A 26450-nucleotide genomic window follows, 5' to 3' on the forward strand; every position below is an offset into this window, starting at 1 on the left:
GTTCAGAGCGGCAGGATGTCGCGCGTGCGACCACCGGTTGCGAGCCACGCCTCGAACTCATCGGACAGCCGCTCTGCCTCGCGCGTGGCCTTGCGCCATGCGCCGATGCGGGCCTGCGGTTCGTTCGCGAAATGGATGAAGTCCTTGCGGTCGGGCAGCTTGCCGTTGGGCAGCGACCGCACCCAGTCGGCATCGGGCGCGAGCACCACCATGCGGTCGAGAAAGCCCGTGGACCTGTGGCGCCAGCGCAGGCCCTTGTCGAGCCAGCCCGGCACCACCGCGCGCTGGAAATGCGGGTACAGCACGATGCCTTCGTCGGCCGGCTGGTAGTCCAGGTGCAGGTGGTAGTCGGTGATGCCGCCGTCCCAGTACGCACCGCGCGGCGCGCCGGGAATGTCGTGCACCGCGGCCAGCAGGAACGGGATCGAGCACGAGGCCTGCAGCACCAGGTTGAAGTTCTCTTCGCTGAGCGCGTGCTGGCGCGTGCGGAAGTCCTTCGTGCCAAAGGGCAAGGCCGCGCCGGGCGTGGAGAACACGCAGCGTTCGAGCCATGCGCCCAGGCCCTTGCGGTGCAGGCTGTTGGTGGCAAACGCACCCAGGTAGCCGAAGGGCGTGCGCGCCCTGCCCTCGCGCCCGAGGATGTGGCGGCCGCGCGAAGTCACCACGTGGAGCCGGTAGCGCGCATGGCCCAGCACCTCGGCGATGCGCCCGCCATAGAAGTCGGACAGGCTTTCGGCGAAACGCGTGCTGAGCTGCTGCGGGCTCAGCCGCTTCTGCCCCGGCGGCACCTCGAACTGCTGGCGCACGTAGTCGTGCTCGAAGCGCTCGAAGGCCTTGTGCGGATCCGCGAGGCAGGCCGTGGCCAGCCGCCATGCACCGATCGACGCGCCCACCAGGTGCACCGGCTGGCTCGACTGCGCGAGCCAGCGGCCGAAGATGAAGCGGTCGAGCGGCCCGAGGATCAGGCCCTTGGGACCGCCCGCCGCGCCGGGAATGGTGCGCACGTCCTGCGGGCGCAGGCCGTGCTGTTCGATGTGCTTGCGGGCGGCGGGGCCGGCGTAGATGCGCAGGGCTTTCATCATGCCGGTTGCGTCAGCAAGAAGCGTGCAGCACGGTCTACTTGCGCAACCCCTGCAACTTGGCAAACGCGCTCGCCATCTGCCCCGCGGGCTGCGGCGAGTTGTCGCGGCGCGGGCCCTGCTGCTGGCCGCGCGCTGCGCCTTCGAAGCGGTTGTCGCGCGGCCCGTCGCGGCGGGCAGGCGCTGCATCGAGCTTCATCGACAGGCCGATGCGCTTGCGCGCCACGTCCACTTCCATCACCTTGACCTTGACGATGTCGCCGGTCTTCACGACCTCGCGCGCATCGTTCACGAACTTGTGGCTCAGCTGGCTCACATGCACCAGGCCGTCCTGGTGCACGCCCAGGTCGATGAAGGCGCCGAACTGCGCCACGTTGCTCACGGTGCCCTCGAGGATCATGCCCTCGACCAGGTCCTTGATGTCGTCCACGCCGTCGTTGAAGCGCGCCACCTTGAAGTCGGGGCGCGGGTCGCGGCCGGGCTTCTCGAGTTCGCCGAGGATGTCCTTGACGGTGATGACGCCGAATTTCTCGTTCGCGAACAGCTCGGGCTTCAGCGTCTTGAGCATCTCGGCGCGGCCCATCAGCTCGGCGATCGGCTTGCCGGTCTTCACGATGATCTGCTCGACCAGTGGATAGGTCTCGGGGTGCACGCCGGTGATGTCGAGCGGGTCGGCGCCGCCGCGGATGCGCAGGAACCCCGCGCTCTGCTCGAAGGCCTTGGGGCCGAAGCCGCTCACCTCGAGCAACTGCTTGCGGGTGGAGAACGCGCCGTTCGATTCGCGCCAGCGCACCACGGCCTTGGCCACGCTGGCCGACAGGCCCGAGACGCGGCTCAAGAGCGGCACGCTCGCGGTGTTCAGGTCCACGCCCACCGAGTTCACGCAATCTTCGACCACCGCCTGCAGGGTCCGCGCGAGTTCGCTCTGGTTCACGTCGTGCTGGTACTGGCCCACGCCGATGCTCTTGGGGTCGATCTTCACAAGCTCGGCCAGCGGGTCCTGCAGCCGGCGCGCGATGCTCGCGGCGCCGCGCAGGCTCACGTCCACGTCGGGCATTTCCTGCGAGGCGAATTCGCTGGCCGAGTACACGGACGCGCCGGCTTCGCTCACCACCACCTTGTCGACAGTCATCTCGGGGGCGCCGGCCTGCTCGGCCATCTTGGCGAGCAGCTTGATCAGGTCGGCGGCGAGCTTGTCGGTCTCGCGGCTGGCGGTGCCGTTGCCGATGGCGATGAGGTTCACGCCGTGCTTGGCGCACAGCTTGCCCAGCGTGTGCAGCGAGCCTTCCCAGTCCTTGCGCGGCTCGTGCGGGAACACGGTGGCGGTCTCCACCAGCTTGCCGGTCGAATCGACCACCGCCACCTTCACGCCGGTGCGGATGCCCGGGTCCAGGCCCATCACGACGCGGGGGCCGGCGGGTGCGGCCAGCAGCAGGTCGCGCAGGTTGTCGGCAAACACCTTGATCGCGACCTTCTCGGCCTCTTCGCGCAGGCGGGTGAACAGGTCGCGCTCGGTGGAGAGCGCGAGCTTCACGCGCCAGGTCCAGGCCACGCACTTGCGCAGCAGGTCGTCGGCCGGTCGGCCGGCATGGCTCCAGCCCAGGTGCAGCGCGATGCGGCCTTCGGCCAGCGACACCGCAGGTGGCGCTTTCAAATCTTTGGGCTTGACCGGTTCGGGCTCCGGAGGCAGCACCAGCTTGGCATCGAGGATGTCGAGCGCGCGGCCGCGGAACACGGCCAGCGCGCGGTGCGAGGGCACGCGGCCGATGGGCTCGTCGTATTCGAAGTAGTCGCGGAATTTGGCGATGTCAGCGTTGTTCTCGTCCTTGCCGGCCATCAGCGTGGACTTGAGCAGGCCCTCGGCCCAGAGCCATTCGCGCAGGCGCTGCACCAGCGGCGCGTCTTCGGCCCAGCGCTCGGAAAGAATGTCGCGCACGCCGTCGAGCACGGCCGCGACGGTCGAGAAATCGGGGCCCGGCTTGCCGTCGTCGAGCGTGGTCGCGGGCTGCAGGAAGGCCTTGGCCTCCACGGCCGGGTCGAGCATCGGGTCGGCCAGCAGCTTGTCGGCCAGCGGCTCGATGCCGAACTCGCGCGCGATCTGGCCCTTGGTGCGGCGCTTCTGCTTGAACGGCAGATAGATGTCTTCGAGCTCCTGCTTGGTCGGCGCGAATTCGATCGCGGCGCGCAGCTCGGGCGTGAGCTTGCCCTGCTCGTCGATGCTCTTCAACACGGCGGCGCGGCGGTCTTCGAGTTCGCGCAGGTACGAAAGGCGCGCCTCGAGCTCGCGCAACTGGATGTCGTCGAGGCCGTCGGTCACTTCCTTGCGATAGCGGGCAATGAACGGAACCGTGGCACCGCCATCGAGCAGTTCGATGGCCGCCTTCACCTGGTGCTCGCCTACCTTGATCTCGGCGGCGAGTTGGCGAATGATTTTTTGCATGTCGGAGGGGATCCCTGGAACTGTCGACGCCGTTCGGGCGCCTGGCGGATGAAGCGCGGAAGTTTGCCATAGGGTGCGGCCGGCCCACGGGCGCCGATGCCCGCGGAAACGCCTGCGCTAGTGGTAAACCACTATGGGCTGAATTGGTACGCCACGCAAAATGTGGTCTAACCACTTTGAACCATCATGGCCCTCAAGCTCATTCATCCCTCCGCAGCGATGTCGAAAATCGGCCAACTTCCGGTGGAGAAGCCGTATCAACGCCTGGCTGCCAATATTCATGAATTGGTCAAACAGGGTGAATTTCTGGTCGGCCAGCGGCTGCCTTCCGAAAGAGCGCTGGCGGAGCGCTTCGACGTCAGCCGCACCTCGGTGCGCGAGGCCATCATTGCGCTGGAGCTTCAGGGCGTGGTCGAGGTGCGCGGCGGTTCCGGCATCTACATCTGCCAGCCGCAAAGCGCGCCAACGCGGCTGCCCCTGGCCCAGGAAACCGGCGCCGGCCCCTTCGAGCTGCTGCGCGCGCGCTGCCTGATCGAGTCCGAAATCGCCTCGCTGGCGGCCACCACGCGCAAGGATGCCGACCTGGACAAAATGTTCGGCGCGCTCGCCACCATGCGCGAGCAGATGCACGACAAGGAAGCCAACGAGGCGGCCGACCGCATGTACCACCTGCACATTGCCGAATCCACCGGCAACAGCGTGCTGCTGCAGACGGTGACGAATCTCTGGGACCAGGCCAAGGGCCCGATCTGGACGCAGATCGAGCAGCACTTCCATTCGCCCGCACTGCGCCTGAAGTCGCAGGACGACCACCAGCGCATCTTCGCTGCGATCGTCTCGGGCGATGCCGGTGCCGCGCGGCTGGCCATGCGGGCGCACCTGGAACGTGTGATCGGCGAATTCGCCCAGAGCTGGCGCTAGGCGCCCAGTCCCGCGCGCGGCCGCCTCAGCGCGCTTCACTCATTCAAGAAGACGGAGACAAGAACCATGAAGCCCCAACTTGCCCACTGCCTTGGCGCACTGCTGCTTGCCGGCACCTTCGGCGCTGTCCACGCGCAAGAGCCGCCCGCGCCCGGCGCGAGCCCGCGCATCGATGCGATCCGCAAGGCCGGCGAACTGCGCGTCGGCGTGCTGCAGAACGCGCCCTGGCTGATCGAGAACACGACCGGCAATGGCGAGCCCTGGAGCGGCCCGGCCTGGCTGCTGGCCAAGGAGTACGCCCGCCTGCTCGGCGTCAAGCTCAGCACCGTGCCGGTGTCGCACGAGACCAAGGTGCCGGTGCTCGCATCGAACCAGGTCGACATGACGATCAGCCCGCTGGGCGAAACGCCCGAGCGGCTGAAGGTGGTCGACTTCGTCGCCTACTCCGCCACCAGCGTGTGCATGTTCGGCCGCGCCGACAACGCCAAGCTGGCCAAGGCCACCTCGGTCGACGACCTGAACCGGCCCGAGGTGACCATCGCCTACTTCACCGGCGGCGCCGAGGAAGGCTGGGTCAAGGAACGCTTCCCCAAGGCCAGGCTGCGCGCCGTGGCCAGTTCCGGCGCCACCGCGCCGGTGGAAGAAATCATGGCGCGCCGCGCCGACGCGGCACCCATCAACCGCGTGCCGTGGGTCGGGCTGCAGCAGAAGGTCAAGGGCCTGGCCGTCCTGCCGAAGGAAAACAACTGCCAGGGCAGCACCGAGAAAGCCTCGCCGGTCGGCCTGGCGGTCGACAAGAACCAGCCCGCCTACCTCGATTGGCTGCGGCAGGTCGCCAAGGCCCGGAAGGCGCAGCTCGACGCCGACGAGGCCCGCGTGATCGGCGCACTGAAATAAGCAAGCAAGTCACACATCGTTCAGTCATCAAAAAACCGGAGACCCTCATGTCACGCATCCCCAGGACTTTCCTCGGCCGCAAGCTGGCCACCGCCGCACTTGCCGCCGCGTTGGCCGGCACCTGCCTCGTCGCCGCGGCCCAGACGCCGCCGCCCCCCGGCGCGAGCCCCCGCATCGACGCCATCCGCAAGGCCGGCGTGCTGCGCGTGGGCGTGGTCAACAACCCGCCCTGGCTGGCGCAGAACACGGCGGGCGATGGCGAGCCGTGGTCCGGCCCGTCGTGGACGCTGGGCAAGGAATTCGCCAAGCTGCTGGGCGTGAAGATGGAGCCAGTGGCGGTGAGCCACGAAACCAAGGTGCCGTCGCTCACGGCCAACCAGATGGACATCATGATCGGGCCGCTGAACGAAACCGCCGAGCGCGCGAAGATCATCGATTTCGTCACCTTCTCGAGCACCGGCGTGTGCATGTTCGGCCGCGCCGACAACCCGAAGTTCACCAGCGCACGCACCCTGGAAGACTTCAACAAGCCCGAGATCACCATGGCGTATTTCTCCGGCGCGGGCGAGGAGCCGCTGGTGCGCCAGCAGTTCGCGAAGGCCAAGCTGCGCGGCGTCGCCAACTCCGGTTCGGTCGCGCCGATCGAAGAGGTGATGGCCGGCCGCTCGGACGTTGCGCCGCTCAACCGCATGCTGTGGCCCAACATCAGCAAGAAGGTCAAGGGCCTGGCCGTGTTCCCCAAGGAGAACGACTGCCAGGACAGCAAGATTTTCCAGATCCAGACCGGCATGGGCGTGGCGAAGGACCAGCAGGTGTATCTCGACTGGCTGCGCGCCGTGGCCCAACGCATGCAGCCCGCGCTCAGCGAAGAAGAGCGCCGCATGACGCAGAACCTGAAGTAACGCCATGCTGAACTGCGAAATCCACGGCGCGCTCGACCTGCGCCTTGCCGAACGCCCGGCCGAACCGTTGGCGCCCACCCAGGTGCGCGTGGCCGTCAAGGCTGTGGGCATCTGCGGCTCCGACCTGCACTACTACCGCCACGGCCGCGTCGGCGACTTCGTCATCCGCGCACCGCTGACGCCGGGGCACGAGGCCTCGGGCCAGGTCGTGGAAGTGGGCGCGCAGGTCAGCTCGGTGAAGCCCGGCGACCGCGTGGCCCTCAACCCGTCGCGCACCTGCGGTGTCTGCCGTTTCTGCCGCGCGGGCGCGTCCAACCATTGCGAGAACGTCCACTTCTTCGGCAGCGCGAGCCGCTGGCCGCACATGCAGGGCGCGATGCGCGAGCAGGTGGTGGTCGAAGCCACGCAGTGCGTGGTGGTGCCCGACACGCTGTCGTTCGAGCTGGCCGCCTTCGGCGAGCCGCTGGCCGTGGCGCTGCATGCGGTGCAGGAGGCCGGCTCGCTGCTCGGCAAGACGGTGATGGTGGTGGGTGCCGGCCCGATCGGCGCGCTGATCCTCATGGCCGCGAAGCTCGCGGGTGCCAGCCAACTCATTGCGGTGGACATCGTGGACGAGACGCTCGCGGCCTGCACGCGTGTCGGCGCGACGCGCACCATCAACGCGGCCAACGATCCCGATGCGCTGCTGGCACTGGCCGCGGACAAGGGCCAGGTCGATGCGAGCTTCGAGGTCTCGGGCCACTACGACGGCCTGGCCAATTGCATCCGGTCGACGCGCCCGCGCGGCACCATCGTGCAGGTCGGCACGCTCGGCGGCAACAGCGAAAGCTGCCCCTTCAACCAGATCATGGTCAAGAGCCTGCACCTGGTCGGCAGCTTCCGCTTCGTCGACGAATACGCCTGGGCGGTGGACTATCTGAGCCGCGGCCTGCTGGACGTGTCGCCTCTGCTGACCGAGGCGGTGCCGGTGGCGCGCGTGCACGACGCCTTCGCGCTGGCAGCGGACCGGCACCGCGCGATGAAGGTGCTCGTCACGTTCTGACGGCGGGATCGCCTGATCCTGCCGCCCTCTCCCGCCCTTCTCCCGCCCTTCTCTCGCGGAGCTTCCATGGAATTCGACTTTTCCCCGATTGCCGACAACTGGCGATTCTTCGCCAGCGGCCTGGGCGTGACGGTCGCGCTGAGCCTCATCAGCGCGGTCACCAGCATCCTCGCGGGCCTGGCGATCGCGCTGCTGCGGCTGTACGGCCCCGGCTGGCTGCGCCCGCTGCTCGTGTTCTACATCGACTCGATGCGCGCCATTCCGGTGCTGGTGGTGCTGGTGTGGATGTACTTCGCGTTCCCGCTGCTCGTGGGCTTCACCTTCGCGCCGTTCTGGGCCGCGGTGACCGCGCTGACGCTGCACATCGCGGCCTATGCGGCCGAGGTGATCCGCGCGGGCATCGAATCGATCCGGCCGGGCCAGACGCGTGCCGCATTGGCGCTGGGCATGTCGCGCGCGCAGCTGCTGCGCAAGGTGCTGCTGCCGCAGGCCACCATCCGCATGCTGCCGGCCTTCGGCTCGATCCTCACCATCGCCATCAAGGACACGGCCATTGCCACCGTGATCGCCGTGCCCGAGCTGATGCACCGCGCCGAAACCGTGGCGGGCCAAAGCTACCGGCCGGTGGAAGTGTTCACCGCGGTGATGGTGGCGTACTTCGCGATCCTGTTCCCGGTCACGCGCGGCATCGACCGGCTGTACCACCGCGTTGCGCACCTGGGGCGTTCATGATGAAGAGGGCCATCCCATGACTTTCGACTGGTCCGTGATCTGGACGCACCGCCAGGCTTTGCTCGAAGGCGCGGCGCTGACCGTGGGGCTCACGGTGCTGACCATGCTGCTGGCCGTGCCGGGCGGCATCATGCTGGCGCTGATGCGGCTGTCGTCGAACAGGCTGCTGCAGTCCGCCTCGCTCGCCTTCGTGGAGTTCTTCCGCAACCTGCCGCTGATCCTGGTGATCTACTGGGTTTTCTACGTGATGCCGATGGCGGTCGAGTTTCAGCTCTCGCCGCTCGTCACCGCGCTGGTGGCGCTGGTGCTCAACATCTCGGCCTACAACGCCGAGACCTTCCGCGCCGGCATCAATTCGATCCGCAAGGGGCAGATGGAAGCGGCGCTCGCCATGGGCATGTCGCGCCGCCAGGCCATGTTCAAGGTGGTCATCCCGCAGGCGGGGCGCCGCATCCTGCCGGTGATCGCGAGCACCTGGGTCTCGCTCTTCAAGGACACCTCGCTGGTGTCCGTCATCGCCGTGAGCGAACTGGCCTACACGGCGATGCAGATCCGCGCGCAGACCTTCCGCGTGCTGGAAATGCTGACCGCCATGGCCGTCCTCTACTGGCTGATGGGCTACCCGCAAGCCAAGCTGGTGGACTGGATCCACCGCACATACGGAGTCAAGGAATGAACAACGACATCGCCCGCGCCCCCGCGCGCAAGAACGCCGACCAGCCGCCGGTGCTGGTCTATGAAGAGGTGCGCAAGCTTTATGGCGACTTCGTGGCGCTCAACGGCGTCTCGCTGCAGGTCCACAAGGGCGAGGTGATGTGCCTGATCGGCCCTTCGGGCTCGGGCAAGTCCACGCTGCTGCGCTGTACCAACGCGCTGGAAACCATCAACGGCGGGCGCGTGCTGATCGACGGCGTGCCGCTGCCCGTGCAGGAGTCGGCGGTGCGCAAGGTGCGCCAGCGCATGGGCATGGTGTTCCAGAGCTTCGAGCTGTTCCCGCACAAGTCCGCGCTCGACAACGTGGCCATGGGCCCCATCACCGTGCTGGGCATGCGCGAGGCCGAGGCCAAGGCGCGCGCCATGGCGCTGCTGGAGAAGGTCGGGCTGTCCGCCAAGGCCGGCAGCTTCCCGGCCAACCTTTCCGGCGGCCAGCAGCAGCGCGTGGCGATTGCCCGCGCGCTGGCCATGGAGCCGGAGGTGATGCTGTTCGACGAGCCCACTTCCGCGCTCGACCCCGAAACCGTGGGCGAAGTGCTCAGCGTGATGCAGAAGCTCGCCCAGGAAGGCATGACCATGATCGTGGTCACGCATGAAATGGGCTTTGCGCGGCGCGTGGCCGACTGGGTGGTGGTGTTCGAGTCCGGCGCCATCATCGAACAGGGGCCGCCCGCGCAGATCTTCGAGCACCCCACCGTGGAGCGCACGCGCGACTTCCTCGGCCACCTCGGCTGGAACGGCTGACGAACGAACCGACAACGAACGCCGCTTCCATCTCTCTCGCTTCAACCATGAAAATCACCAACGCCCGCGTCATCGTCTGTAGCCCCGGCCGCAACTTCGTCACCCTCAAGATCGAAACCGACGAAGGCCTGACCGGCATCGGCGACGCCACGCTCAACGGGCGCGAACTCTCCGTGGCCGCCTACCTCACCGAGCACGTCATTCCCTGCCTGATCGGACGCGACGCGCACCAGATCGAGGACATCTGGCAGTACCTCTACAAGGGCGCCTACTGGCGCCGCGGCCCGGTCACCATGACCGCCATCGCCGCCGTGGACACGGCCCTGTGGGACATCAAGGCCAAGGCCGCGGGCCTGCCGCTGTACCAGCTGCTCGGCGGCAAGAGCCGCACCGGCGTGATGGTCTACGGCCACGCCAACGGCAGCGACATCGAGCACACGGTGGACGAGGTGCTGCGCTATGCGGACGCCGGCTACAAGGCCATCCGCGCGCAAAGCGGCGTGCCGGGGCTGGAGAAGGTCTACGGCGTCGGCAAGGGCACTTTGTTCTACGAGCCGGCCGATGCCGACCTGCCCTCCGAGCACGACTGGTCCACCGAAAAGTACCTGCGCCACACGCCCAAGCTGTTCGAGCGCATCCGCGAGAAGCTCGGCTTCGAGCACCACCTGCTGCACGACGTGCACCATCGCCTGACGCCGATCGAGGCGGGCCGCCTGGGCAAGTCGCTCGAGCCCTTCAACCTCTTCTGGATGGAGGACGCGACGCCGGCCGAGAATCAGGATGCCTTCCGCCTGATCCGCCAGCACACCACCACGCCGCTGGCGGTGGGCGAGATCTTCAACTCCATCTGGGACTGCAAGGCGCTGATCGAGAACCAGCTGATCGACTACATCCGCGCCACCGTGGTCCATGCCGGCGGCATCACGCACCTGCGCCGCATCGCCGACCTGGCCTCGCTCTACCAGGTGCGCACCGGCTGCCACGGCGCCACCGACCTGTCGCCGGTGTGCATGGGCGCGGCGCTGCATTTCGACCTGTGGGTGCCGAATTTCGGCATCCAGGAGTACATGCGCCACACCGAAGAAACCGACGCCGTGTTCCCGCACGCCTACACCTTCGACCAGGGCATGCTCTACCCCGGCGACGTGCCCGGCCACGGCGTGGAGATCGACGAGGCGCTGGCCGCGAAGTACCCCTACAAGCGCGCCTACCTGCCGGTCAACCGCCTGCAGCACGACGGCACGCTGTGGAACTGGTGAGCGCCATGCCCGACAGGCTGAATCCCGGGACGCTGGCCGCGCTGCCGCCCGCGGTGGCGCGCCCCGCCTACGACCGCGCCTCGCTCGAGGCCGGCATCGTCCACCTGGGCGTCGGCGCGTTCCAGCGCGCCCACCTGGCCGCCGTCACCGAGGCGGCGCTGCATGCCAGCGGCGACCTGCGCTGGGGCATCGCGGGGGTGTCGCTGCGCAGCGCCGAAACGCGCGATGCGCTCGCGCCGCAGGACGGCCTCTACACGCTCGCACTGCGCGACGTGGACGAGGCCGGCATGCCGCGTGCGTCGCTGCAGGTCATCGGCTGCCTGCTCGGCGTGCAGGTCGCGCCCGAGGACCCGGCGGCGGTGCTCGCGCGCATCGCCCATCCCGCGACCCGCATCGTGAGCCTCACCGTCACGGAAAAAGGCTACTGCCACGACCCGGCCACCGGTGCGCTGCGCGCCGACCATCCCGACGTGCTGCACGACCTCGCGCGCCCCGATGCGCCGCGCGGCACGCTCGGCTTCCTGGTTTCGGGCCTGCGCCTGCGGCAGCTGCGCGGGCTGGCGCCGGTCACGCTGCTGTCGCTCGACAACCTGCCGTCCAACGGCCACCTGCTGCGCGGCCTGGTGCTGGACTTCGCGCAGCGCGTCGATCCGCAGCTGGCACGCTGGATTGCCGAACACTGCAGCTTCCCCTGTTCGATGGTGGACCGCATCGTCCCGCGCACCACCGACGCCGACCGCGCGCAGGTCAACGCCGCGCTCGGCCTGGAGGACGCCTGGCCGGTGGTCGGCGAGCGCTTTCTCGAATGGGTGGTGGAAGACGACTTCGCGGCCGGCCGCCCGGCCTGGGACGCGGGCGGCGCCCGCTTCGTGGCCGACGCGCGCCCCTTCGAGACACTGAAGCTGCGCATGGTCAACGGCGCGCATTCGGCACTCGCGTACCTCGGCGCCATGGCGGGCCTCGACACGGTCGACCGCGCGGTCGCCACCCCTGCCCTGCACCGCTACCTCGACGGGCTCATGCGCAACGAGATCGCGCCCACGCTGCCGGCGCTTCCCGGGCTGGACCTCGATGCGTACCGCCAACGCCTGCTCGAGCGCTTCGCCAACCCGGCGCTCGCGCACCGCACCGCGCAGATCGCGATGGACGGCTCGCAGAAGCTGCCGCAGCGCCTGCTGGGCACGGTGCGCGACCGGCTCGCCGCAGGCGCTTCGATCGACCGCCTTGCGCTGGCCGTCGCGGCCTGGCTGCACTACCTGCGCGGCGTGGACGAACTCGGCCGCCGCCACGAGATCCAGGATCCATTGGCCGACGCGCTGGCCGAACGATGTGCGGCGGCCGAACGCGCGGCAGCCGCTGCCGAGCCGGCACGGGCCGACGAAGCGCGCGTGGCTGCGTTCGCGGCTTTCGCGCCGGTGTTCGGCAATGACCTCGGAAGCAACGCGCGCTTCATCTCCGCCGTGGCCAGGCAGCTGCGTGCGCTGCGCGAGCTGGGTGTGCACGAGACGCTGGCGGTTCAGGCCTGAGCGAGCGGGCCAGGCCCGCGGTCACAATGCCTGGCCATGCACTTCTTCACCCGCCTCTTGCGCGCCCTTGCCACCGCGCTGCTCGTGCCCATCCTGCTGTTCGAGGAATGGGGCTGGGAGCCGCTCGCCGCGCTGGTCCGCCGCCTGGCCCGGCTGCCGCTGTGGGCGCGGCTGGAAAACCGGCTGCGCGGTTTGCCGCCGTGGGGCGCGATGTTGGCCTTCATGCTGCCGGTCCTGCTGTTGCTGCCAGTCAAGGTGCTCGCCCTCTTTCTCTTCGGCCGCGGCCATGCCGCAAGCGGCGTGACGGTGCTGGTCGTCGCCAAGCTGATCGGTACCGCCTTCGTCGCGCGCATCTTCCAACTGGTCGAGCCCGCGCTCATGCGCATTCCGCTGTTCGCCCGCTGGTACCCGCGCTGGAAAGCCTGGAAAGACCACGTGCTGACGCTCGTTCGCGAGAGCCGCCCGTGGCGCGTGGTGCGCGCATTCAACTGGCGCATGCACCGCCTCTGGCGCCGGTTGCGAGGCCAGGCGCTTTGAATATTTTTACCCGGGTAGATTGTGCATTTAGTTTTGCCCGGGTAATATTCGCGGCATGAACCTGCCACCAGAGACGAAGCGCGCCCTCGTCAGGAAATACAAGGACACGGTGCTCCCCGCGGGCGTCTTCGTCATTCGCAACACGCTGAGCGGCCGCATTCATGTGGCCGGAAGCCTCGATGTCGAGGGCGCGATGAACCGGGCCCGCTTCGAACTCGGCCTGCGTTCGCACCGCAACAAGGCCTTGGTGAGCGACTGGGCCGCGCATGGCGCCGAACACTTCAGCTTCGAGGTGATCGACCGGGTCAAGGAACGCGACGACCCGGCCTTCGACCGCGCCGCCGAGCTGGAGAAACTCCTCGCGCTCTGGCGCGAGGAACTCCAGTGCCACGGCGACCGGGGCTACGACGCGCCATGAGCATCGATCCGCTGGACTTGTGCCTCAACATCGGCCGTGCCCACGCCAGCCTGAACCTGAAGCTCCAAGAGGAGTTGGGCGCCTTCCACGGCCTGAACTACGAAGACTTCACTTTGCTCCATGCGCTCCTGTGCGCCGAAGGCGGCCGCATGGCGATGACCGAGCTTTCGCGCACCTTGGGGTTGCCGATGTCGGCGCTGGTTCGCAAAATGGTCCTGCTCGAAAAAACAGGACTGGCCGAACGCACGGCCGGCGCGATCGAAGACAACCGCCGCCATGCAACCATCCGCCCCAGCGGCAAAAAATTGATGCAAGCTGCGGTCACGACCGTTGAAGCCATCTGCGCCGATACGGTGAAATCGCTGGCCCCGCAAAGCCTGCCGCAAATCAACGCCACGCTCCTTGCGTTTTGCCACGACGACACGCCGAAGGTCTGAGCCGTTCAACGAGCAGGTCCGCAGCCCGTTTCGACCGGACCAGACGAACAACGAATCCGACATGCCATCCGACACGCCACCCATCAACCTGATTGTTTTCGCCGGCTTCAAGCGCATCGCGCAGGGACGCACGGCCGATGTGCTCGCGCAGTTGCGCGGACGCAAGGACGACGACACGCCTTACCTCGTGTTCGACGAACAGACCGGCGAGCCGCTCGACTTCGACGTGCACAACCGGGCCGGCGTCGTGACATCCGCTGCCAGCGCCGGGGCCCATGACGAAACCCCGCGCGGCGTAGGCCGTCCGAGGCTGGGCGTCGTGGCGCGCGAAGTCACCCTGCTTCCGCGTCACTGGGACTGGCTCAACCGCCAACCGGGCGGCGCTTCGGTCGCGTTGCGGCGCCTGGTGCAGGAGGCGAGCCGCGTCAATGCCGACCGCGATGCCGTGCGCGCATCGCGCGAAGCCACCTACCGCTTCATGACCGCCATCGCCGGCGCCCTGCCCGGCTTCGAGGAAGCCACGCGCGCGCTGTTCGCGGGCGAGCACGAGCGCTTCGAGGCACTGATCGACGCCTGGCCCGCGGACCTGCGCACCCATCTTCAAAAACTGTCCGCCGCCGGCTGGAGCACCACTGCATGAGAACGACCCCCGAGAACGCAAGCACAGGCCAGAGCGGCCTTCAAGGCACGTCGGTGGCGCCCGTCGGTGCGCCGCGCGCGCTGTGGAAGACCTTCCTGTTCTTCCTCGCGCCGATGCTGCTCAGCAACATCCTGCAGTCCATGTCGGGCACCATCAACAACATCTACATCGGCCAGATGATCGGCGTCGGCGCGCTGGCGGCCGTGTCGAGTTTCTTCCCGGTGATGTTCTTCTTCATCGCCTTTGTCATCGGGCTGGGCGCCGGCGCCTCGGTGCTGATCGGCCAGGCCTGGGGCGCGCGCGACGCCGCCAAGGCCAAGGCCATCGCGGGCACCGCGCTGTCGGTCGGCATCCTGCTCGGGCTGGCGGTGGCCGTGTTCGGCGGCGCCTTCACGACGCCGCTGCTTTCCTTGCTGGGCACGCCGCCCGACGTGCTGGCCGACTCCACGCGCTATGCGCGCATCATGCTGATCGCGATGCCGGGGCTGTTCGTGTTCCTGCTTTCCACCGCCATGTTGCGCGGCGTCGGCGACACGGTCACTCCGCTGCTCACGCTGCTGATCTCCACCGGAACCGGCCTCGTCGTCACGCCCGCGCTCATCCGCGGCTGGGGCGGCCTGCCGCAACTGGGCGTCGCGAGCGCCGCCTGGGCCTCGGTGCTGGCCTTCGTGCTCGCCACGCTGTGGCTGGGCTGGCGCCTGCGCCGCCGCGGCAGCCCGCTGGCGCCCGATGCGCAATTCTTCCGCCACCTGCGCATCGACCCCAAGCTGCTGAAAGCCGTGCTCAAGGTGGGCATACCCACGGGCGTGCAGATGATCGTGGTGGCGCTGGCCGAGGTGGCGCTGCTCTCGCTGGTCAACAGCTATGGCTCCAGCGCCACCGCGGCCTATGGCGCGGTGAACCAGGTGGTGGCCTACGTGCAGTTCCCGGCCATCTCGATCGCCATCACGGCGTCGATCCTGGGCGCACAGGCCATCGGCGCGGGCCGCGCCGACCGGCTGGGCGCCATCGCCAGGACCGCGCTGCTGATGAACCTGGTGCTGACCGGCGGCCTGGTGCTGCTGGGCTACCTGTTCTCGCGCCACCTCATGGGCTTCTTCATCACCAGCGCGCCGGTGATCGAGATTGCGCAGACGCTGCTGCACATCATGCTGTGGAGCCTGGTGATCTTCGGCATGGCCGCGGCCATCTCGGGGATCATGCGGGCCAGCGGTTCGGTGCTGGTGCCCACGGCCATCTCGATCCTCTGCCTGATCGGCATCGAGGTGCCCGTGGCCTGGTTCATGAGCCACCGCATCGGGCTCAACGGCATCTGGTGGGCCTACCCCGTGACCTTCGGCGCGATGCTGCTGCTGCAGACGGCCTACTACCGGCTGGTGTGGCGCAAGAAGGCGATCCGGCGGATGGTGTAGCCGCCGCGGCGGCGGATCGGATCACTCGCCGTCGAAGGCTTTCTGCACCTCGGCGATGTCGAGCTTGATCATCTTCATCATCGCCTGCATCGCGCGGGCGGCCTTGGCCGGATCCTTGTCCTTGAACATGCGCAGGATGGGCGTGGGCGCGACCTGCCACGACACGCCGTAGCGGTCTGTGAGCCAGCCGCACTGCACCGGCTGGCCGCCGCCTTCGAGCAGCCTCTCCCAGTAGTTGTCGACCTCGGCCTGCGTCTCGCATCTCACGAGCATCGAGATGGCCGGGGTGAACTTGTACTGCGGCCCGCCGTTGAGCACCATGAACTCCTGCCCGTCGAGCTCGAACATCGCGGTGAGCAGCGAGCCCTTGAGGCTGGGGTTCTCGTCGCCCCAGAGCTGCTTTTCGGTCATGCGCGAGTTCGGAAAGATGGCGGTGTAGAACTTGAGCGCGTCTTCGCCGTTGCGGTCGAACCAGAGGCAGGGAACGATCTTCTGCATGGGAATCTCCTGAGTTTTGATGATGAACCTACAGGTTCAGTATCAAGGCGGTGCGAGGTGCTTGTCAATCCGTGCAGCGCCCGTCAGAGGGAAGTTTTCATGCGGCTGGCTTGCCAGGCGCCGGGGCGGCATTCGCGGGCGCCGCCCCGCCGCCAATCATCAGCCAGGCGCTCAATGCACTGAGTACCGCCAGCCCCGCGCTCAACAGCATCACCCAGCGAAAGCCCGCCACGAAGGATTGGGCCACTGCCTTCTTCAAGGCCGCGGCGGTGGCCGCATCGACGCCCGGCGGCAGCGCGGCGCCGGCCAGCTTGCTGCGCTCGCCCTCGAGAAACGCCGAAACTTCCGCCGAAGCGCCCATGCCGCGCAGGCTCTCGGACAGCGCCCCATCGAAGGCCCAGGCCATGACCACGCCGAACACCGCAATGGCCAGCACCGCGGCCGCGCGCGACACCGCGTTGTTGACGCCCGAGGCCACGCCGGCCTGCTCGGGCCCGACCGCGTTCATCACCGTGGTCGTGAGCGGCGCCACGGTCACGGTCATGCCGAAGCCCAGCACCACCACCGCGGGAAAGAAGCCGCGCCAGTAGCTCGCATCCACGCCGGGCAGTGCGAACAGTGCAAAGCCCACCGCGGCAATCGCGGGACCGATCACCAGCGGCAGCCGCGGGCCGAAGCGGTCGACCAGTTGCCCGGCCCAGCCCGAGAGCGCGAACATGATGAGGATGAACGGCAGCAGCGCCGCGCCCGCCACGGTGGCCGAGTAGCCCTGCACCTGGATCAGGTTGAGCGGGAAGAAATACAGCCCGCCGCCGAGCGCCGCATACAGCAGCAGGGTCAGCAGGTTGGCGCCGCTGAAGTTGCCGATGCGCAGCAGCGCCAGCGGCAGCATCGGCGTGCGCGCCCTGCGCTCCGCGGCCACGAAGCCCATGCTGGCCGCAACGCCGATGACCAGCGCCGCCAGCACCGCGGGCGAACTCCAGTGCTGTGTGGGCGCCTCGATGAAGGCGTAGACGATGCCGCCGAGGCCGGCCGTGGCCAGCAGCGCGCCGATCACATCGAGTCCGCCGCTGGCTGACGATCCGCGGCTCTCGGGCACGTGGCGCCACGCGATCCACAGCACCAGCAGCGCCATCGGCACGTTGATGAAAAAGGCCCAGGCCCACGAGAAGTGATCGACCAGGAAGCCGCCGAGCACAGGCCCCGCGGCCGCCGTGATGCCGCTGAAGCCCGACCAGATGCCGATGGCCTTGCCGCGCTCCTTCTCGGGAAATGCGGCGCTGATGAGCGCCAGGCTGCCGGGCACCAGCAAGGCCGCGCCTATGCCCTGCACCGCGCGCGCGGCAATCAGCTGCTGCACGCTGCCGGAGAGCCCGCAGGCCACAGAAGCAACGGCGAAGATGCCGACCCCGATCGCAAAGATGCGGCGCCGCCCGAAATGGTCGCCGAGCGCACCGCCCACCAGCAGCAGCGCCGCCAGCAGCAGGGCATAGGACTCGACCACCCACTGCGCCTGGAACGCCGTGGCCCGCAGGTCGGCCTGGATGGCCGGCAGCGCCACGTTGACCACCGTGCCGTCGATGAAGGCCATGCTCGAGCCCACGATGGCCGCGGCCAGCACCCAGGGTTTGGACGCTTCGGGACAGGCGCCCTCCTGCGCACTTGCGCCATGCAGGATCAGCGTGTTGTCGCAGGGGGCCTTGCCGATCTGTGCCATGGTGATCTCCGATCTATCTGAAAGCAGACGCCGGTATTGCTCCTTCCCCTTCGGGGGAAGGTTGGGATGGGGGCAGCTTGCAACTGGACGCCATGCATCGATGACCGCCGTCGCGCCCCCACCCCAGCCCTCCCCCGGAAGGGGAGGGAGAAAAAGTCAGAGCGGACACGCGGTCGCCGCCGGATTCGCCCGCGCCGCATTCACGCTGCGCGCAATGGCCGTGGCCGCCGCGGCAGTGACGCGCTGCGCGCCCTGCGCCACCGCATCGATGCCGCCGCCCGCCACCGCTTCGCCCACGTTCAACTGGCATGCCATGGTGCGAGGCTCGTCGGAGCGCCGCAGCGTCCAGTTGAAGCCCGCGTCCACCCGGCCTCCATCGACCGCGTCGAACTGGCGCACCTGCACTGCGATGCGCCAGACGGGCTGCGAAGACTGCCGGCCGCCCTTGGTGACATCGAGCGCGCCGAGCCGCGCCGCGATGCCGCTGGCCAGCGCATCCTGCAGCTCGCTCTCGAACGACGCGGCCCAGCGGTGCTGCTCGAACACATCCACCTGCACGCTGCCGTTCGGCCGGCCCACCACCATCTGCGGCCGCGCGAGCCGTTCGGGCACCGCCACCGGCGCCAGCTCGATGTAGAGCGGCGCGGCCGAACCGAGGGTCGATGGGGCCGCGTCCGCAGCCGCCACCGGGCTGGCCAGCGTGTAGTAGTTGTCGGGCTTGCTCGCGCAGCCTGCGAGGATCGCCAGCGCTGCAGCGGCAGCAAGCGGAAACAGCTTTTTCTTGTCCTTCATTTCTTGTCGTCCGGTTTGCCGCGCAAGAGCGATTCGGGGTGCCGCTCGAGGTAGTCGGTCAGCACGCGCACCGAGCCCGCGGCACGCGTGAGTTCGCGCAGCGTCTGGCGCATGTCCTGCTGCAGCGGCGAATCGTCGGCCAGCGTGCGCTCGGCGCTGTTGACGGTCTTGCGCACGTCCTTCATGGCGGCGGCCAGTTCGGGCGTCAGGTCGGTGTTGATGCGGGTGACCGCCTGCTCGGTGCTGGCCAGCGTCTTGTTGAGCGAGGCCAGCGTGGTGCGCAGGTCGGCCGCAATCTGCTCGTAGGGCACCTTGTTGAGCTTGCTTGCGATCTCCTGCACCTGCGACTGGATCTCGTCGAGGCTGTTGGCGATGGTGGGCAGCTCGATCGGGCTCTTCGCCATGTCGATCCTGGCCGGCGGCGCCTTGGGAAAGAAGTCGAGCGCCACGTACACCTGCCCGGTCAGCAGGTTGCCGTTGCGCAGCTGCGCACGCAGGCCCTTCTCGGCCAGGAAGCGCAGCCGCTCCTGCTGGGTGGCACGCGACTCCACGCCGCTTTCGCCCGCGCGGCGGCGCAGCCGGTCCGGGTAGACCTGCACCAGCACCGGCATGCGGAACTCGCGCTCGGCGCGGTCGAACTCCACGCCGATCGACTTGACCTCGCCGATCACCACGCCGCGGAAATCGACCGGCGCACCCGGCGCCAGGCCGCGCAGCGACTGGTTGAAGTACATCAGCAGCGTCTGCGAAGGACCGTCGGGCTCCTTCATGGCCGCGGTTTCGTCCTGCGCGAGCGTGAAGGCCGTGTTCTCCTTGGCCAGCGGACCCATGGCGTCGTCGGGCGCCTGGAACGCGATGCCGCCGAGCAGGATGGTGGCGAGCGACTGCGTGCGCAGCGTGAAGCCGCTGGCGCTGAGCTGCGCATCGATGCCGCTGGCCTGCCAGAAGCGCGTGTTGACGCCCACGAACTTGTCGTAGGGCGCATTGACGAAGATGCGCAGCGTCACGCCGCGGCCGTCGCCGTCGAGCTCATAGGCCGCCACCTGGCCGACCTTGATGCGCCGGAAATACACCGGCGAGCCCACGTCGAGCGACCCCACGTCGGTGGCGCGCAGCAGGAACTGCTGGCCCGAGGCATCGCGCGTGACGATCGGCGGCACCTCCAGTCCCTTGAACTCGCTCGCGGTTTCCTTCGACACGCCCGCATCGGCGCCGATGTAGGCGCCCGACAGCAAGGTGCCCAGGCCCGAGATGCCGGAGGTGTCGAGCCGCGGCCGCACCACCCAGAAGCGCGAATCCTCGGCGGTGAAGCTCTCGGCCTCCTTGCTGAGCTGCACGGTCACGCGCACGTGCGAGCGGTCGCGCGCGAGCCGCAGGCTCTGCACCGTGCCGATCTGCACGTCCTTGTACTTGACGGCTGTCTTGTTGGCCTCCAGGCCCTCGGCCGTGTTGAAGGTAAGCACGATCTCGGGCCCGCGCTGCATCAGGATTCTGACCACCAGCATCACGCCGACCAGCGCGGCAACGATGGGTATCAGCCAGATCAGCGAGGGCAGCCATTCGCGCCGGCGCACCACGCGCGGCGCAGGAAGCCCGGGCGGGGGCGATGGATCGTTGTTAGGTCTGGCTTCGTCGTCACTCATGCTGGCTTCTGTTCCCTGTTGTCGCGTGCCGGTTCCCGGCCTTCCTGTTCGGCTTGCTGCTGCTGCCTGCTGTCCCAGGTGAGCCTGGGGTCGAAGCTCAGCGAGGCCAGCATCGTCAGCACCACCACCGACCCGAAGGCCGCAATGCCCACGCCCGCGTTGATGACCGCAAAGCCCTGGATCTGCACCAGCCCGGTAAGCAGCGACACCACGAACACATCGAGCATCGACCAGCGGCCGATGATCTCGATGATGTGATAGAGCTTGGCCCGCTCGGGCCGGCGCCAGCTGCTGCCGCGCTGCGCCAGCCATGCAAGCAGGATCAGCACCGTGAGCTTGAACAGCGGCACCAGGAAGCTCGCAATGAAGATGATCGCCGCGAGCCCGTAGGCGCCCGAGACCCAGAAATAGATGACGCCGCTCAGGATGGTGTCGTACTGCGCGCCGAACAACGTGCGCGTGATCATCACCGGCAGCAGGTTGGCCGGGATGTACATGATGCAGGCCGCGATCAGGAAGGCCCAGGTGCGGTCCAGGCTGTAGGGCTTGCGCGTGTGCAGGTGCGTGCCGCAGCGCCCGCACGGCTCGCCCTCGGCGGCGTCGCGCCAGACGGCATCGCAATGCGGGCAGGCCACGAGGCCCAGCGCGCTGGCGGTTGCCACCGGCGCTTCGCCGTCGTCCAGCGCGTGGAACTCGCCTGCGCTCACGCAGCCTCCCTGTCGGGCTCGCCGGGCGGACGAAAGGTCATTTCCCAGAAGGCATTGGGATTGAACGAGAGCACGGCGGTAAGCATCACCGTGAGCGCCACGAAGGCCCAGAGCGCCGGCCCCGCCACCACGCTCGCCATGCTCGACAGCTTGACGATCGCCACCAGCACGCCGAGCAGGAACACCTCGATCATTCCCCAGGGCCGCAGCATCTGCATGGCGCGCACCAGAACGGCAAAGCCGGCCGGCCGGCGCTCGCGGCGCAGCGGCACCAGCAGATAGGCCAGGATGCACAGCTGCATCAGCGGAAAGAGCAGCGTCGTGGCCAGCACCAGCAGCGCCACTACCGACATGCCCTCCCGGCTCAGCACCAGCACCGCGCCGGCCAGCGTGGTCTGGCTGCGCAGGCCCTGGAGCTCCATCTCCACGATCGGGAACAGGTTGGCAATGGCGAACATGATCAGCGACGCCACCGTCAGCGGCAGGATGCGGCGCTGCTGGTCGCCCGGGTGGCGGTAGAGCTCGGTGCCGCAGCGCGCGCAGTGCGACTCCTCGCGCGGCTTCAGGGGCGCGCGGCTGAAGACCGCATCGCAGCCCGGGCAAACCACGGTTCCAGGTACTTCCGTCATAGGGGCGTACCCTAACCTATTCAGCCACCGTGCCCTGTCGTCTTCAGCCGCAGGCTGCTGAAGACCGCCGCCAGCCCCGCGCAGCAGGCCGCCAGCACCAGCGCCACCATCGGCCCGTGGCCGCCATGCGGGCTCCAGATGCTGAACACGCCGGCCAGCACCACCGCGCCCAGCGTCTGCCCCGTGAGCCGCGCCGTGCCCAGCATGCCGCTGGCCGCGCCGCTGCGGTGCGCGGGCGGCGAAGTCACGATGGTGTGGTTGTTGGGCGACTGGAACAGGCCGAAGCCCAGCCCGCACAGTGCCATGCGCCACGCGATGTCGGCATTGCCCGGATGCGCCGGCAGCGCCGCCAAGAGCGCCAGGCCGATGGCGAGCAGGCCCAGCCCGATGCCGCCGAGCAGCCCGTCCGGGTAGCGCCCGATCAGCCGGCCCGCGATCGGCGCCATGGCCACGATGGCCAGCGGCCAGGCGGTGATGAGCAGCCCGGCCTCGATGTGGCTGCGGCCGTACACCTCGAGCAGCAGGAACGGCAGCGCGATGTAGGCCAGCATCTGCGCGCAGAACGCGGCCACCGACGTGCCCATGGAAAGCGCGAACACCGGAATGCGCAGCAGGTCGATCGGAAACAGCGGCACCGCCAGCGTGCGCTGCCGCCGGAGATAGACGAAGCCCACCGCCACGCCGGCCAGCAGGATGAGCCAGGCCGAGCCGCCGCCCGCACTGCCCTCGCGCACGCCCAGGCGGTCGACGCCCAAGAACACCAGCGAGAACATCAGCACGTTCAGCGCCACGTCGATCGGCGAGAAGCGCAGGCCGGCCGCCGGTGCCACACGGTTGAACGGCAGCGCCCGCAGGCCCAGCGCCAGCGTGATGGCGCCCAGCGGCACGTTGATGGCAAACAGCCACGGCCACGAGGCCACCGAAAGAATGGCGGCGGCCACCGAGGGTCCGGCGACGGAGGACGTGGCCACCACCATCGAGTTGATCGCCATGCCGCGCCCCAGCAGCGCCGAGGGAAAGGTCAGCCGCACCAGCGCCGCGTTCACGCTCATGATGCCGGCCGCGCCCAAGCCCTGGAAGGTGCGCGCGGCAATCAGCGTGGCCAGCGAATCGGCAAAGGTGGCGCCGATCGATGACAGCGTGAACACCGCCATGCCCACCAGGTAGACCCGCCGGTAGCCGACCAGGTCGCCCAGCGACGCGAGCGGCAGCAGCATGACCAGCGTGGCGATCTGGTAGGCGTTCACCACCCAGATGGCATGCGACGGGCTGGCCTGCAGTTCGCGCGCAATGCCCGGCAACGCCAGGTTGACGATGGTGCCGTCGAGCACGGCCACCATGATGCCGAGAATGATCACCAGCATCGCGCGCTGGCGCGCGGGCTGGTCCAGCCCGTCGATGGGCTGCGCGGCCTTGCTGTCCACGGATGCCGCGGCTTCCATGTGCGCCGTGCTGCTCACGCCTGCTGCGTCCTGCGCGTGGGCTCGGACCGCACGCTGCCCAGCGTGAGCCAGGTCAGCACCAGCGCGATCAGCGCGCCGCCGGCCATGCCGGTCACCATCGGCAGCGGACGGCCGTCGGTGAAGAGGCCGACCACCGCCATCGCCAGTGCGCCGGTCAGCATCTGCAGCGTGCCGAGCAGCGCCGAAGCGGTGCCCGCAATGGCGCCGTGCATTTCCAGCGCCAGCACGCCGGTGGTCGGAATCACCAGGCCCATGAAACCGGAGGCAATGAAGTACAGCACGATCAACACCCAGAGGCTGTCGCCGCCCGCCGCGAAGTACGCGAACATGGCGAGCATCGCAATGCCCGAGGCCACCACGCCGAACTTGACCAGGCCCACCAGCCCGAAGCGCTCGCCCAGCGAGCCCGTGAGCTGCGAGGCGCCGATGAAGGCCGCCGCGTTCACGCCGAAGGCCACGCTGTACAGCGCGGGCGACAGGCCGTAGTGGTCGATCATCACGAACGAAGAATTCGCCAGGTAGGTGAAGAAGCCCGCCATCGCGAAGCCGCCGATGAAGACCAGCCCGAGGTAGTGCCAGTCGCGCAGCAGCACCCAGTAGGCCGACAAGGCGCTGCCGAGGCTGCTCTCGACGCGCTCCGAGGGCGGCCGCGTTTCGCGCAGCTGCGTGACCATCATCGCGAGGCCCGCCACCGCGGCGATGGTCACGGCCCAGAACACGCCGCGCCAGCCCGCCACCGCGATCACGGCGCTGCCCACCAGCGGCGCAAGGATCGGCGACACGCTGAACACCAGGATCAGGAGCGACATGAGCCGCGCGGCATCGGTGCCGGTGTGCAGGTCGCGCACCACCGCGCGCGGAATCGCCATGCCGGCCGCCGCGCCCAGGCCCTGCACGAAGCGCAGCGCGATCAGCGTGTGGATGTCGGTGGCCAGCGCGCAGCCCACGCTTGCAAGCGCGAACAGCACCAGCCCGGCATAGAGCGGCGGCTTGCGCCCGACCATGTCCGAGACCGGCCCGTACAGCAGCTGCCCCGCGCCCAGCGAAAGGAAGAACGCCGTGAGGCTCATCTGCACCGCGCCGATGTCGGCCCGCAGCGTCTGGCCGATGGCCGGCAGCGCCGGCAGGTACATGTCGATGGCGAAGGGGCCGATGGCGGAGAGCAGGCCCAGCAGCAGGGCCATCTTGAAGAAGGGAGAAGAAGAACGCATCGGATCGATTGTCGCCAAGCGCGGCAACCGGTGCAGGCGTGGGGTCGCCACCCGGTCGTTGCTAATTCCGTGCAAAGAGTACGACCTTCGTATTCACGCCATTCGCAATGAACGATGTCCGGCATACGCAACGAGGCAAACGGCCGCTACGCTATCGATTCCCGGACAGTTCCACACAACGAATCACAACATCGCTTCCAGGAGCAGCACCTTATGGCCCTCGCCCGAACGATCCATGCCGACCTCTTTCGCGTCTTTCTTTTGACCCTGGTGTCGCTCTTCGCGATTCCGGCGGCGACGCTGGTCTTCACCGAATACGCACTGCGTTCGGAGGACGCCGAATTCCTGCAGGCGATCGAGACGCGCATCGCTTCGGACACCCGCCTGTCCGCGGCCGACAAGGCACAGGCCACCGAGTTCTATCGCAGCCATCCGCTCTCCAAGGCCTGCAGCGCGACCGCGCCCGAGGACAAGAATTTCCACGACAAGGTGTGCAGCCCCTACTCGATGCACTGGCAGTTCCACTGGGCCGACCGTGCCGCCATCTGGACACTGGTGCTCGGCGCGGCGCTGCTCGCCGCGGCGCTGGTGCTGGGCGCACTGGCCTTTGCCAACCGCGGCCTGCGCTATGCGAGCTTCGTCGCGGGCTGGCGGCTCATGACGGTGTCGAGCGCGGCCGAGGTCGCGCTGCAGAGCGCGATGCTGGTGTGGCTGTCGTTCTGGCTCACGGCTTACTTCTGGCAGAGCTACTACGTCAAGCTGATCATCATCGCGGGCATTGCGGCCGCGGTGGCCGTGTTCTATGCGATCTACACGCTGTTCAAGCAGTTGCCCTTCGGCAACGAGATCGAAGGCGAAGTGGTCGCCGAGGCCGACGCACCGCGCCTGTGGGAACGCATCCGCCAGCTGGCCGCCCGCGTGAAGACCGCGCCGCCCGACCAGATCGTGGCCGGTATCGACACCAACTTCTTCGTCACCGAAGCGCCCTGCGAGGTGGGCGGACGCACGCTGCAAGGCCGCACGCTGTTCGTGAGCATTCCGCTGCTGCGCGTGCTCGACCAGTCCGAGGCCGATGCGGTGTTGGCGCACGAACTGGCCCACCTGGGCGGTGGCGACACCCGCAGCAGCGCTGCGCTCGGCCCCAAGCTGCTGCAGTTCGACCAGTACACCTGGAAGATGCGCGACGGCGGCCTGAGCATCGTGGCGCACTACCTGCTGCGCCTCTATCGCATGATCTTTGCGTTTGCACTGGCGCGCGACAGCCGGGAGCGCGAATACAAGGCCGACCGCGTTGCCGCGAGCCTCACCGCGCCGGGCGCCATCGTGCAGTCGCTCATCAAGATTTCGGCCTACGCCAGCTACCGCAACGACGTCGAACGCAAGCTCTTTGCGCAGGACCGCCAGCACGACGGCGCGCTCGGCATCGCCGGCTTCGTGGCCGCCGGCCTGCCGCCCTATGCCAACTCCGACGCATTCGTCGAAAGCATGAAGACCGCCGATGTACCGCATCCCTACGACAGCCATCCGCCGCTGCTCGAACGCATGCGCAACGTCGGCCACCACGTGCCCGAAAGCGCCTACGGCGCCATCGTCGCGACCGCGCCAGAGGCCTCGTGGGCCGACGACATCGAGACCGCCGCCGCCATCGAGCAGCGCCTGTGGAGCGACTACGAGCAGCGCTTCGTCCAGAACCACGAACTGAGCCTCGCCTACCGCTACGAGCCGGCCACCGAGGAAGAGCGCGCCGTGGTGCTGCGCCACTTTCCGCCGGTCGCGTTCGCGCTGAAGAACGGCGAGAGCATCGAGGTGAGCCATGCGGGCCTGCGCCAGAGCGTCGATGGCGGCTCGACGATCGCATGGGACGAGGTCAAGGACCTGACGTTCCACGACAACACCTTTGGCGACTTGTTGGTCGTCACGCACCACGACAAGGGCATGCTCGGTGCGCGCACCACCAAGGTCAAGGTGGGCGGCCTGGGCAAGCAGAAGGAGAACTTCAAGGGCGCGGTCGGCCGCTACTGGCAGCGGCACCAGTTCATGAGGGCGCAGCAGCAGCAGCAACAACAGGCATCGCCACAGCCCTGACGAGC

Annotated in this window: 25 protein-coding genes; 15 read left to right on the top strand and 10 right to left on the bottom strand. The window is 68.3% G+C overall.

The features are described 5' to 3' along the window. Window positions 1-2: 2 nt before the first annotated feature. Together QFZ47_RS26310 and QFZ47_RS26315 are read right to left on the bottom strand one after the other, a co-directional pair. Entirely contained in the window at window positions 3-1079 is a 1077-nt protein-coding gene (locus tag QFZ47_RS26310) for a patatin-like phospholipase family protein (RefSeq protein ID WP_307659023.1), read from the bottom strand. 37 nt (window positions 1080-1116) lie between these two features. After that, window positions 1117-3519, bottom strand: a complete 2403-nt coding sequence (locus tag QFZ47_RS26315) for a Tex family protein (protein WP_307658433.1) — start codon at window positions 3517-3519, stop codon at window positions 1117-1119. 186 nt (window positions 3520-3705) lie between these two features. Here QFZ47_RS26315 and QFZ47_RS26320 point away from each other — a divergent pair, with 186 nt between their 5' ends. From QFZ47_RS26320 to QFZ47_RS26385, 14 genes are all read left to right on the top strand, one after another. Beyond that, a complete protein-coding gene (locus tag QFZ47_RS26320) occupies window positions 3706-4440 on the top strand; it encodes a FadR/GntR family transcriptional regulator (protein WP_307658434.1) in 735 nt (244 codons plus the stop codon). A 66-nt stretch (window positions 4441-4506) separates the two neighbouring features. Beyond that, window positions 4507-5337, top strand: a complete 831-nt coding sequence (locus tag QFZ47_RS26325) for a substrate-binding periplasmic protein (protein ID WP_307658435.1) — start codon at window positions 4507-4509, stop codon at window positions 5335-5337. Window positions 5338-5384: 47 nt separating this feature from the next. After that, window positions 5385-6239: a transporter substrate-binding domain-containing protein gene (locus QFZ47_RS26330; protein ID WP_307658436.1), complete on the top strand. Its 855-nt coding sequence runs from the start codon at window positions 5385-5387 to the stop codon at window positions 6237-6239. Window positions 6240-6243: 4 nt separating this feature from the next. Next, window positions 6244-7281 (top strand): L-idonate 5-dehydrogenase, encoded by a 1038-nt coding sequence (locus QFZ47_RS26335; protein WP_307658437.1) that lies wholly within the window; start codon window positions 6244-6246, stop codon window positions 7279-7281. Window positions 7282-7347: 66 nt separating this feature from the next. Beyond that, window positions 7348-8013 (top strand): amino acid ABC transporter permease, encoded by a 666-nt coding sequence (locus QFZ47_RS26340; RefSeq protein ID WP_307658438.1) that lies wholly within the window; start codon window positions 7348-7350, stop codon window positions 8011-8013. Between the two features lie 16 nt (window positions 8014-8029). Continuing rightward, window positions 8030-8689, top strand: a complete 660-nt coding sequence (locus QFZ47_RS26345; RefSeq protein ID WP_307658439.1) for an amino acid ABC transporter permease — start codon at window positions 8030-8032, stop codon at window positions 8687-8689. Beyond that, window positions 8686-9471 (top strand): amino acid ABC transporter ATP-binding protein, encoded by a 786-nt coding sequence (locus tag QFZ47_RS26350; RefSeq protein WP_307658440.1) that lies wholly within the window; start codon window positions 8686-8688, stop codon window positions 9469-9471. Before QFZ47_RS26345 ends, QFZ47_RS26350 begins: the two co-directional genes overlap by 4 nt. A gap of 47 nt (window positions 9472-9518) precedes the next feature. Continuing rightward, window positions 9519-10730 carry a D-mannonate dehydratase ManD gene (gene manD, locus QFZ47_RS26355; RefSeq protein ID WP_307658441.1) on the top strand — a complete coding sequence of 404 codons (1212 nt, stop codon included), beginning with the start codon at window positions 9519-9521 and terminating at the stop codon, window positions 10728-10730. A gap of 5 nt (window positions 10731-10735) precedes the next feature. Beyond that, entirely contained in the window at window positions 10736-12256 is a 1521-nt protein-coding gene (locus QFZ47_RS26360; protein WP_307658442.1) for a mannitol dehydrogenase family protein, read from the top strand. A 36-nt stretch (window positions 12257-12292) separates the two neighbouring features. Then, window positions 12293-12793 carry a hypothetical protein gene (locus tag QFZ47_RS26365; protein WP_307658443.1) on the top strand — a complete coding sequence of 167 codons (501 nt, stop codon included), beginning with the start codon at window positions 12293-12295 and terminating at the stop codon, window positions 12791-12793. A gap of 55 nt (window positions 12794-12848) precedes the next feature. Continuing rightward, window positions 12849-13211, top strand: a complete 363-nt coding sequence (locus QFZ47_RS26370; RefSeq protein ID WP_307658444.1) for a GIY-YIG nuclease family protein — start codon at window positions 12849-12851, stop codon at window positions 13209-13211. Then, entirely contained in the window at window positions 13208-13648 is a 441-nt protein-coding gene (locus QFZ47_RS26375) for a MarR family winged helix-turn-helix transcriptional regulator (RefSeq protein WP_307658445.1), read from the top strand. Before QFZ47_RS26370 ends, QFZ47_RS26375 begins: the two co-directional genes overlap by 4 nt. Window positions 13649-13709: 61 nt before the next feature. After that, entirely contained in the window at window positions 13710-14288 is a 579-nt protein-coding gene (locus QFZ47_RS26380) for a DUF2239 family protein (protein ID WP_307658446.1), read from the top strand. Next, complete coding sequence (locus QFZ47_RS26385) at window positions 14285-15700, top strand: MATE family efflux transporter (protein ID WP_307658447.1); 1416 nt, start codon at window positions 14285-14287, stop codon at window positions 15698-15700. Before QFZ47_RS26380 ends, QFZ47_RS26385 begins: the two co-directional genes overlap by 4 nt. 21 nt (window positions 15701-15721) lie before the next feature. On the opposite strand, the gene QFZ47_RS26390 is transcribed toward QFZ47_RS26385, so the two are convergent. The 8 genes from QFZ47_RS26390 to QFZ47_RS26425 form a co-directional block, all read right to left on the bottom strand. Next, the gene (locus QFZ47_RS26390) at window positions 15722-16198 is read right to left on the bottom strand and encodes a VOC family protein (RefSeq protein ID WP_307658448.1); all 477 of its coding nucleotides are present in this window, start codon (window positions 16196-16198) and stop codon (window positions 15722-15724) included. A 97-nt stretch (window positions 16199-16295) separates the two neighbouring features. Then, entirely contained in the window at window positions 16296-17915 is a 1620-nt protein-coding gene (locus tag QFZ47_RS26395) for an MFS transporter (protein ID WP_307658449.1), read from the bottom strand. 156 nt (window positions 17916-18071) lie between these two features. Next, the gene (locus QFZ47_RS26400) at window positions 18072-18707 is read right to left on the bottom strand and encodes a PqiC family protein (protein ID WP_307658450.1); all 636 of its coding nucleotides are present in this window, start codon (window positions 18705-18707) and stop codon (window positions 18072-18074) included. Beyond that, window positions 18704-20350, bottom strand: a complete 1647-nt coding sequence (locus tag QFZ47_RS26405) for a PqiB family protein (RefSeq protein ID WP_307658451.1) — start codon at window positions 20348-20350, stop codon at window positions 18704-18706. Before QFZ47_RS26405 ends, QFZ47_RS26400 begins: the two co-directional genes overlap by 4 nt. Next, a complete protein-coding gene (locus tag QFZ47_RS26410; protein ID WP_307658452.1) occupies window positions 20347-21057 on the bottom strand; it encodes a paraquat-inducible protein A in 711 nt (236 codons plus the stop codon). Before QFZ47_RS26410 ends, QFZ47_RS26405 begins: the two co-directional genes overlap by 4 nt. Then, entirely contained in the window at window positions 21054-21686 is a 633-nt protein-coding gene (locus QFZ47_RS26415) for a paraquat-inducible protein A (RefSeq protein WP_307658453.1), read from the bottom strand. Before QFZ47_RS26415 ends, QFZ47_RS26410 begins: the two co-directional genes overlap by 4 nt. Window positions 21687-21706: 20 nt before the next feature. Beyond that, a complete protein-coding gene (locus tag QFZ47_RS26420) occupies window positions 21707-23128 on the bottom strand; it encodes an MFS transporter (protein ID WP_307659024.1) in 1422 nt (473 codons plus the stop codon). A gap of 14 nt (window positions 23129-23142) precedes the next feature. Then, window positions 23143-24333, bottom strand: coding sequence for a multidrug effflux MFS transporter (locus QFZ47_RS26425; RefSeq protein ID WP_370880648.1), 1191 nt, complete (start codon window positions 24331-24333; stop codon window positions 23143-23145). 240 nt (window positions 24334-24573) lie between these two features. Here QFZ47_RS26425 and QFZ47_RS26430 point away from each other — a divergent pair, with 240 nt between their 5' ends. Further along, window positions 24574-26445, top strand: a complete 1872-nt coding sequence (locus QFZ47_RS26430) for a M48 family metallopeptidase (protein ID WP_307658455.1) — start codon at window positions 24574-24576, stop codon at window positions 26443-26445. The last annotated feature ends 5 nt before the right edge of the window (window positions 26446-26450 follow it).

The sequence above is a fragment of the Variovorax paradoxus genome (assembly GCF_030815975.1).
Taxonomy (GTDB): domain Bacteria; phylum Pseudomonadota; class Gammaproteobacteria; order Burkholderiales; family Burkholderiaceae_C; genus Variovorax; species Variovorax paradoxus_N.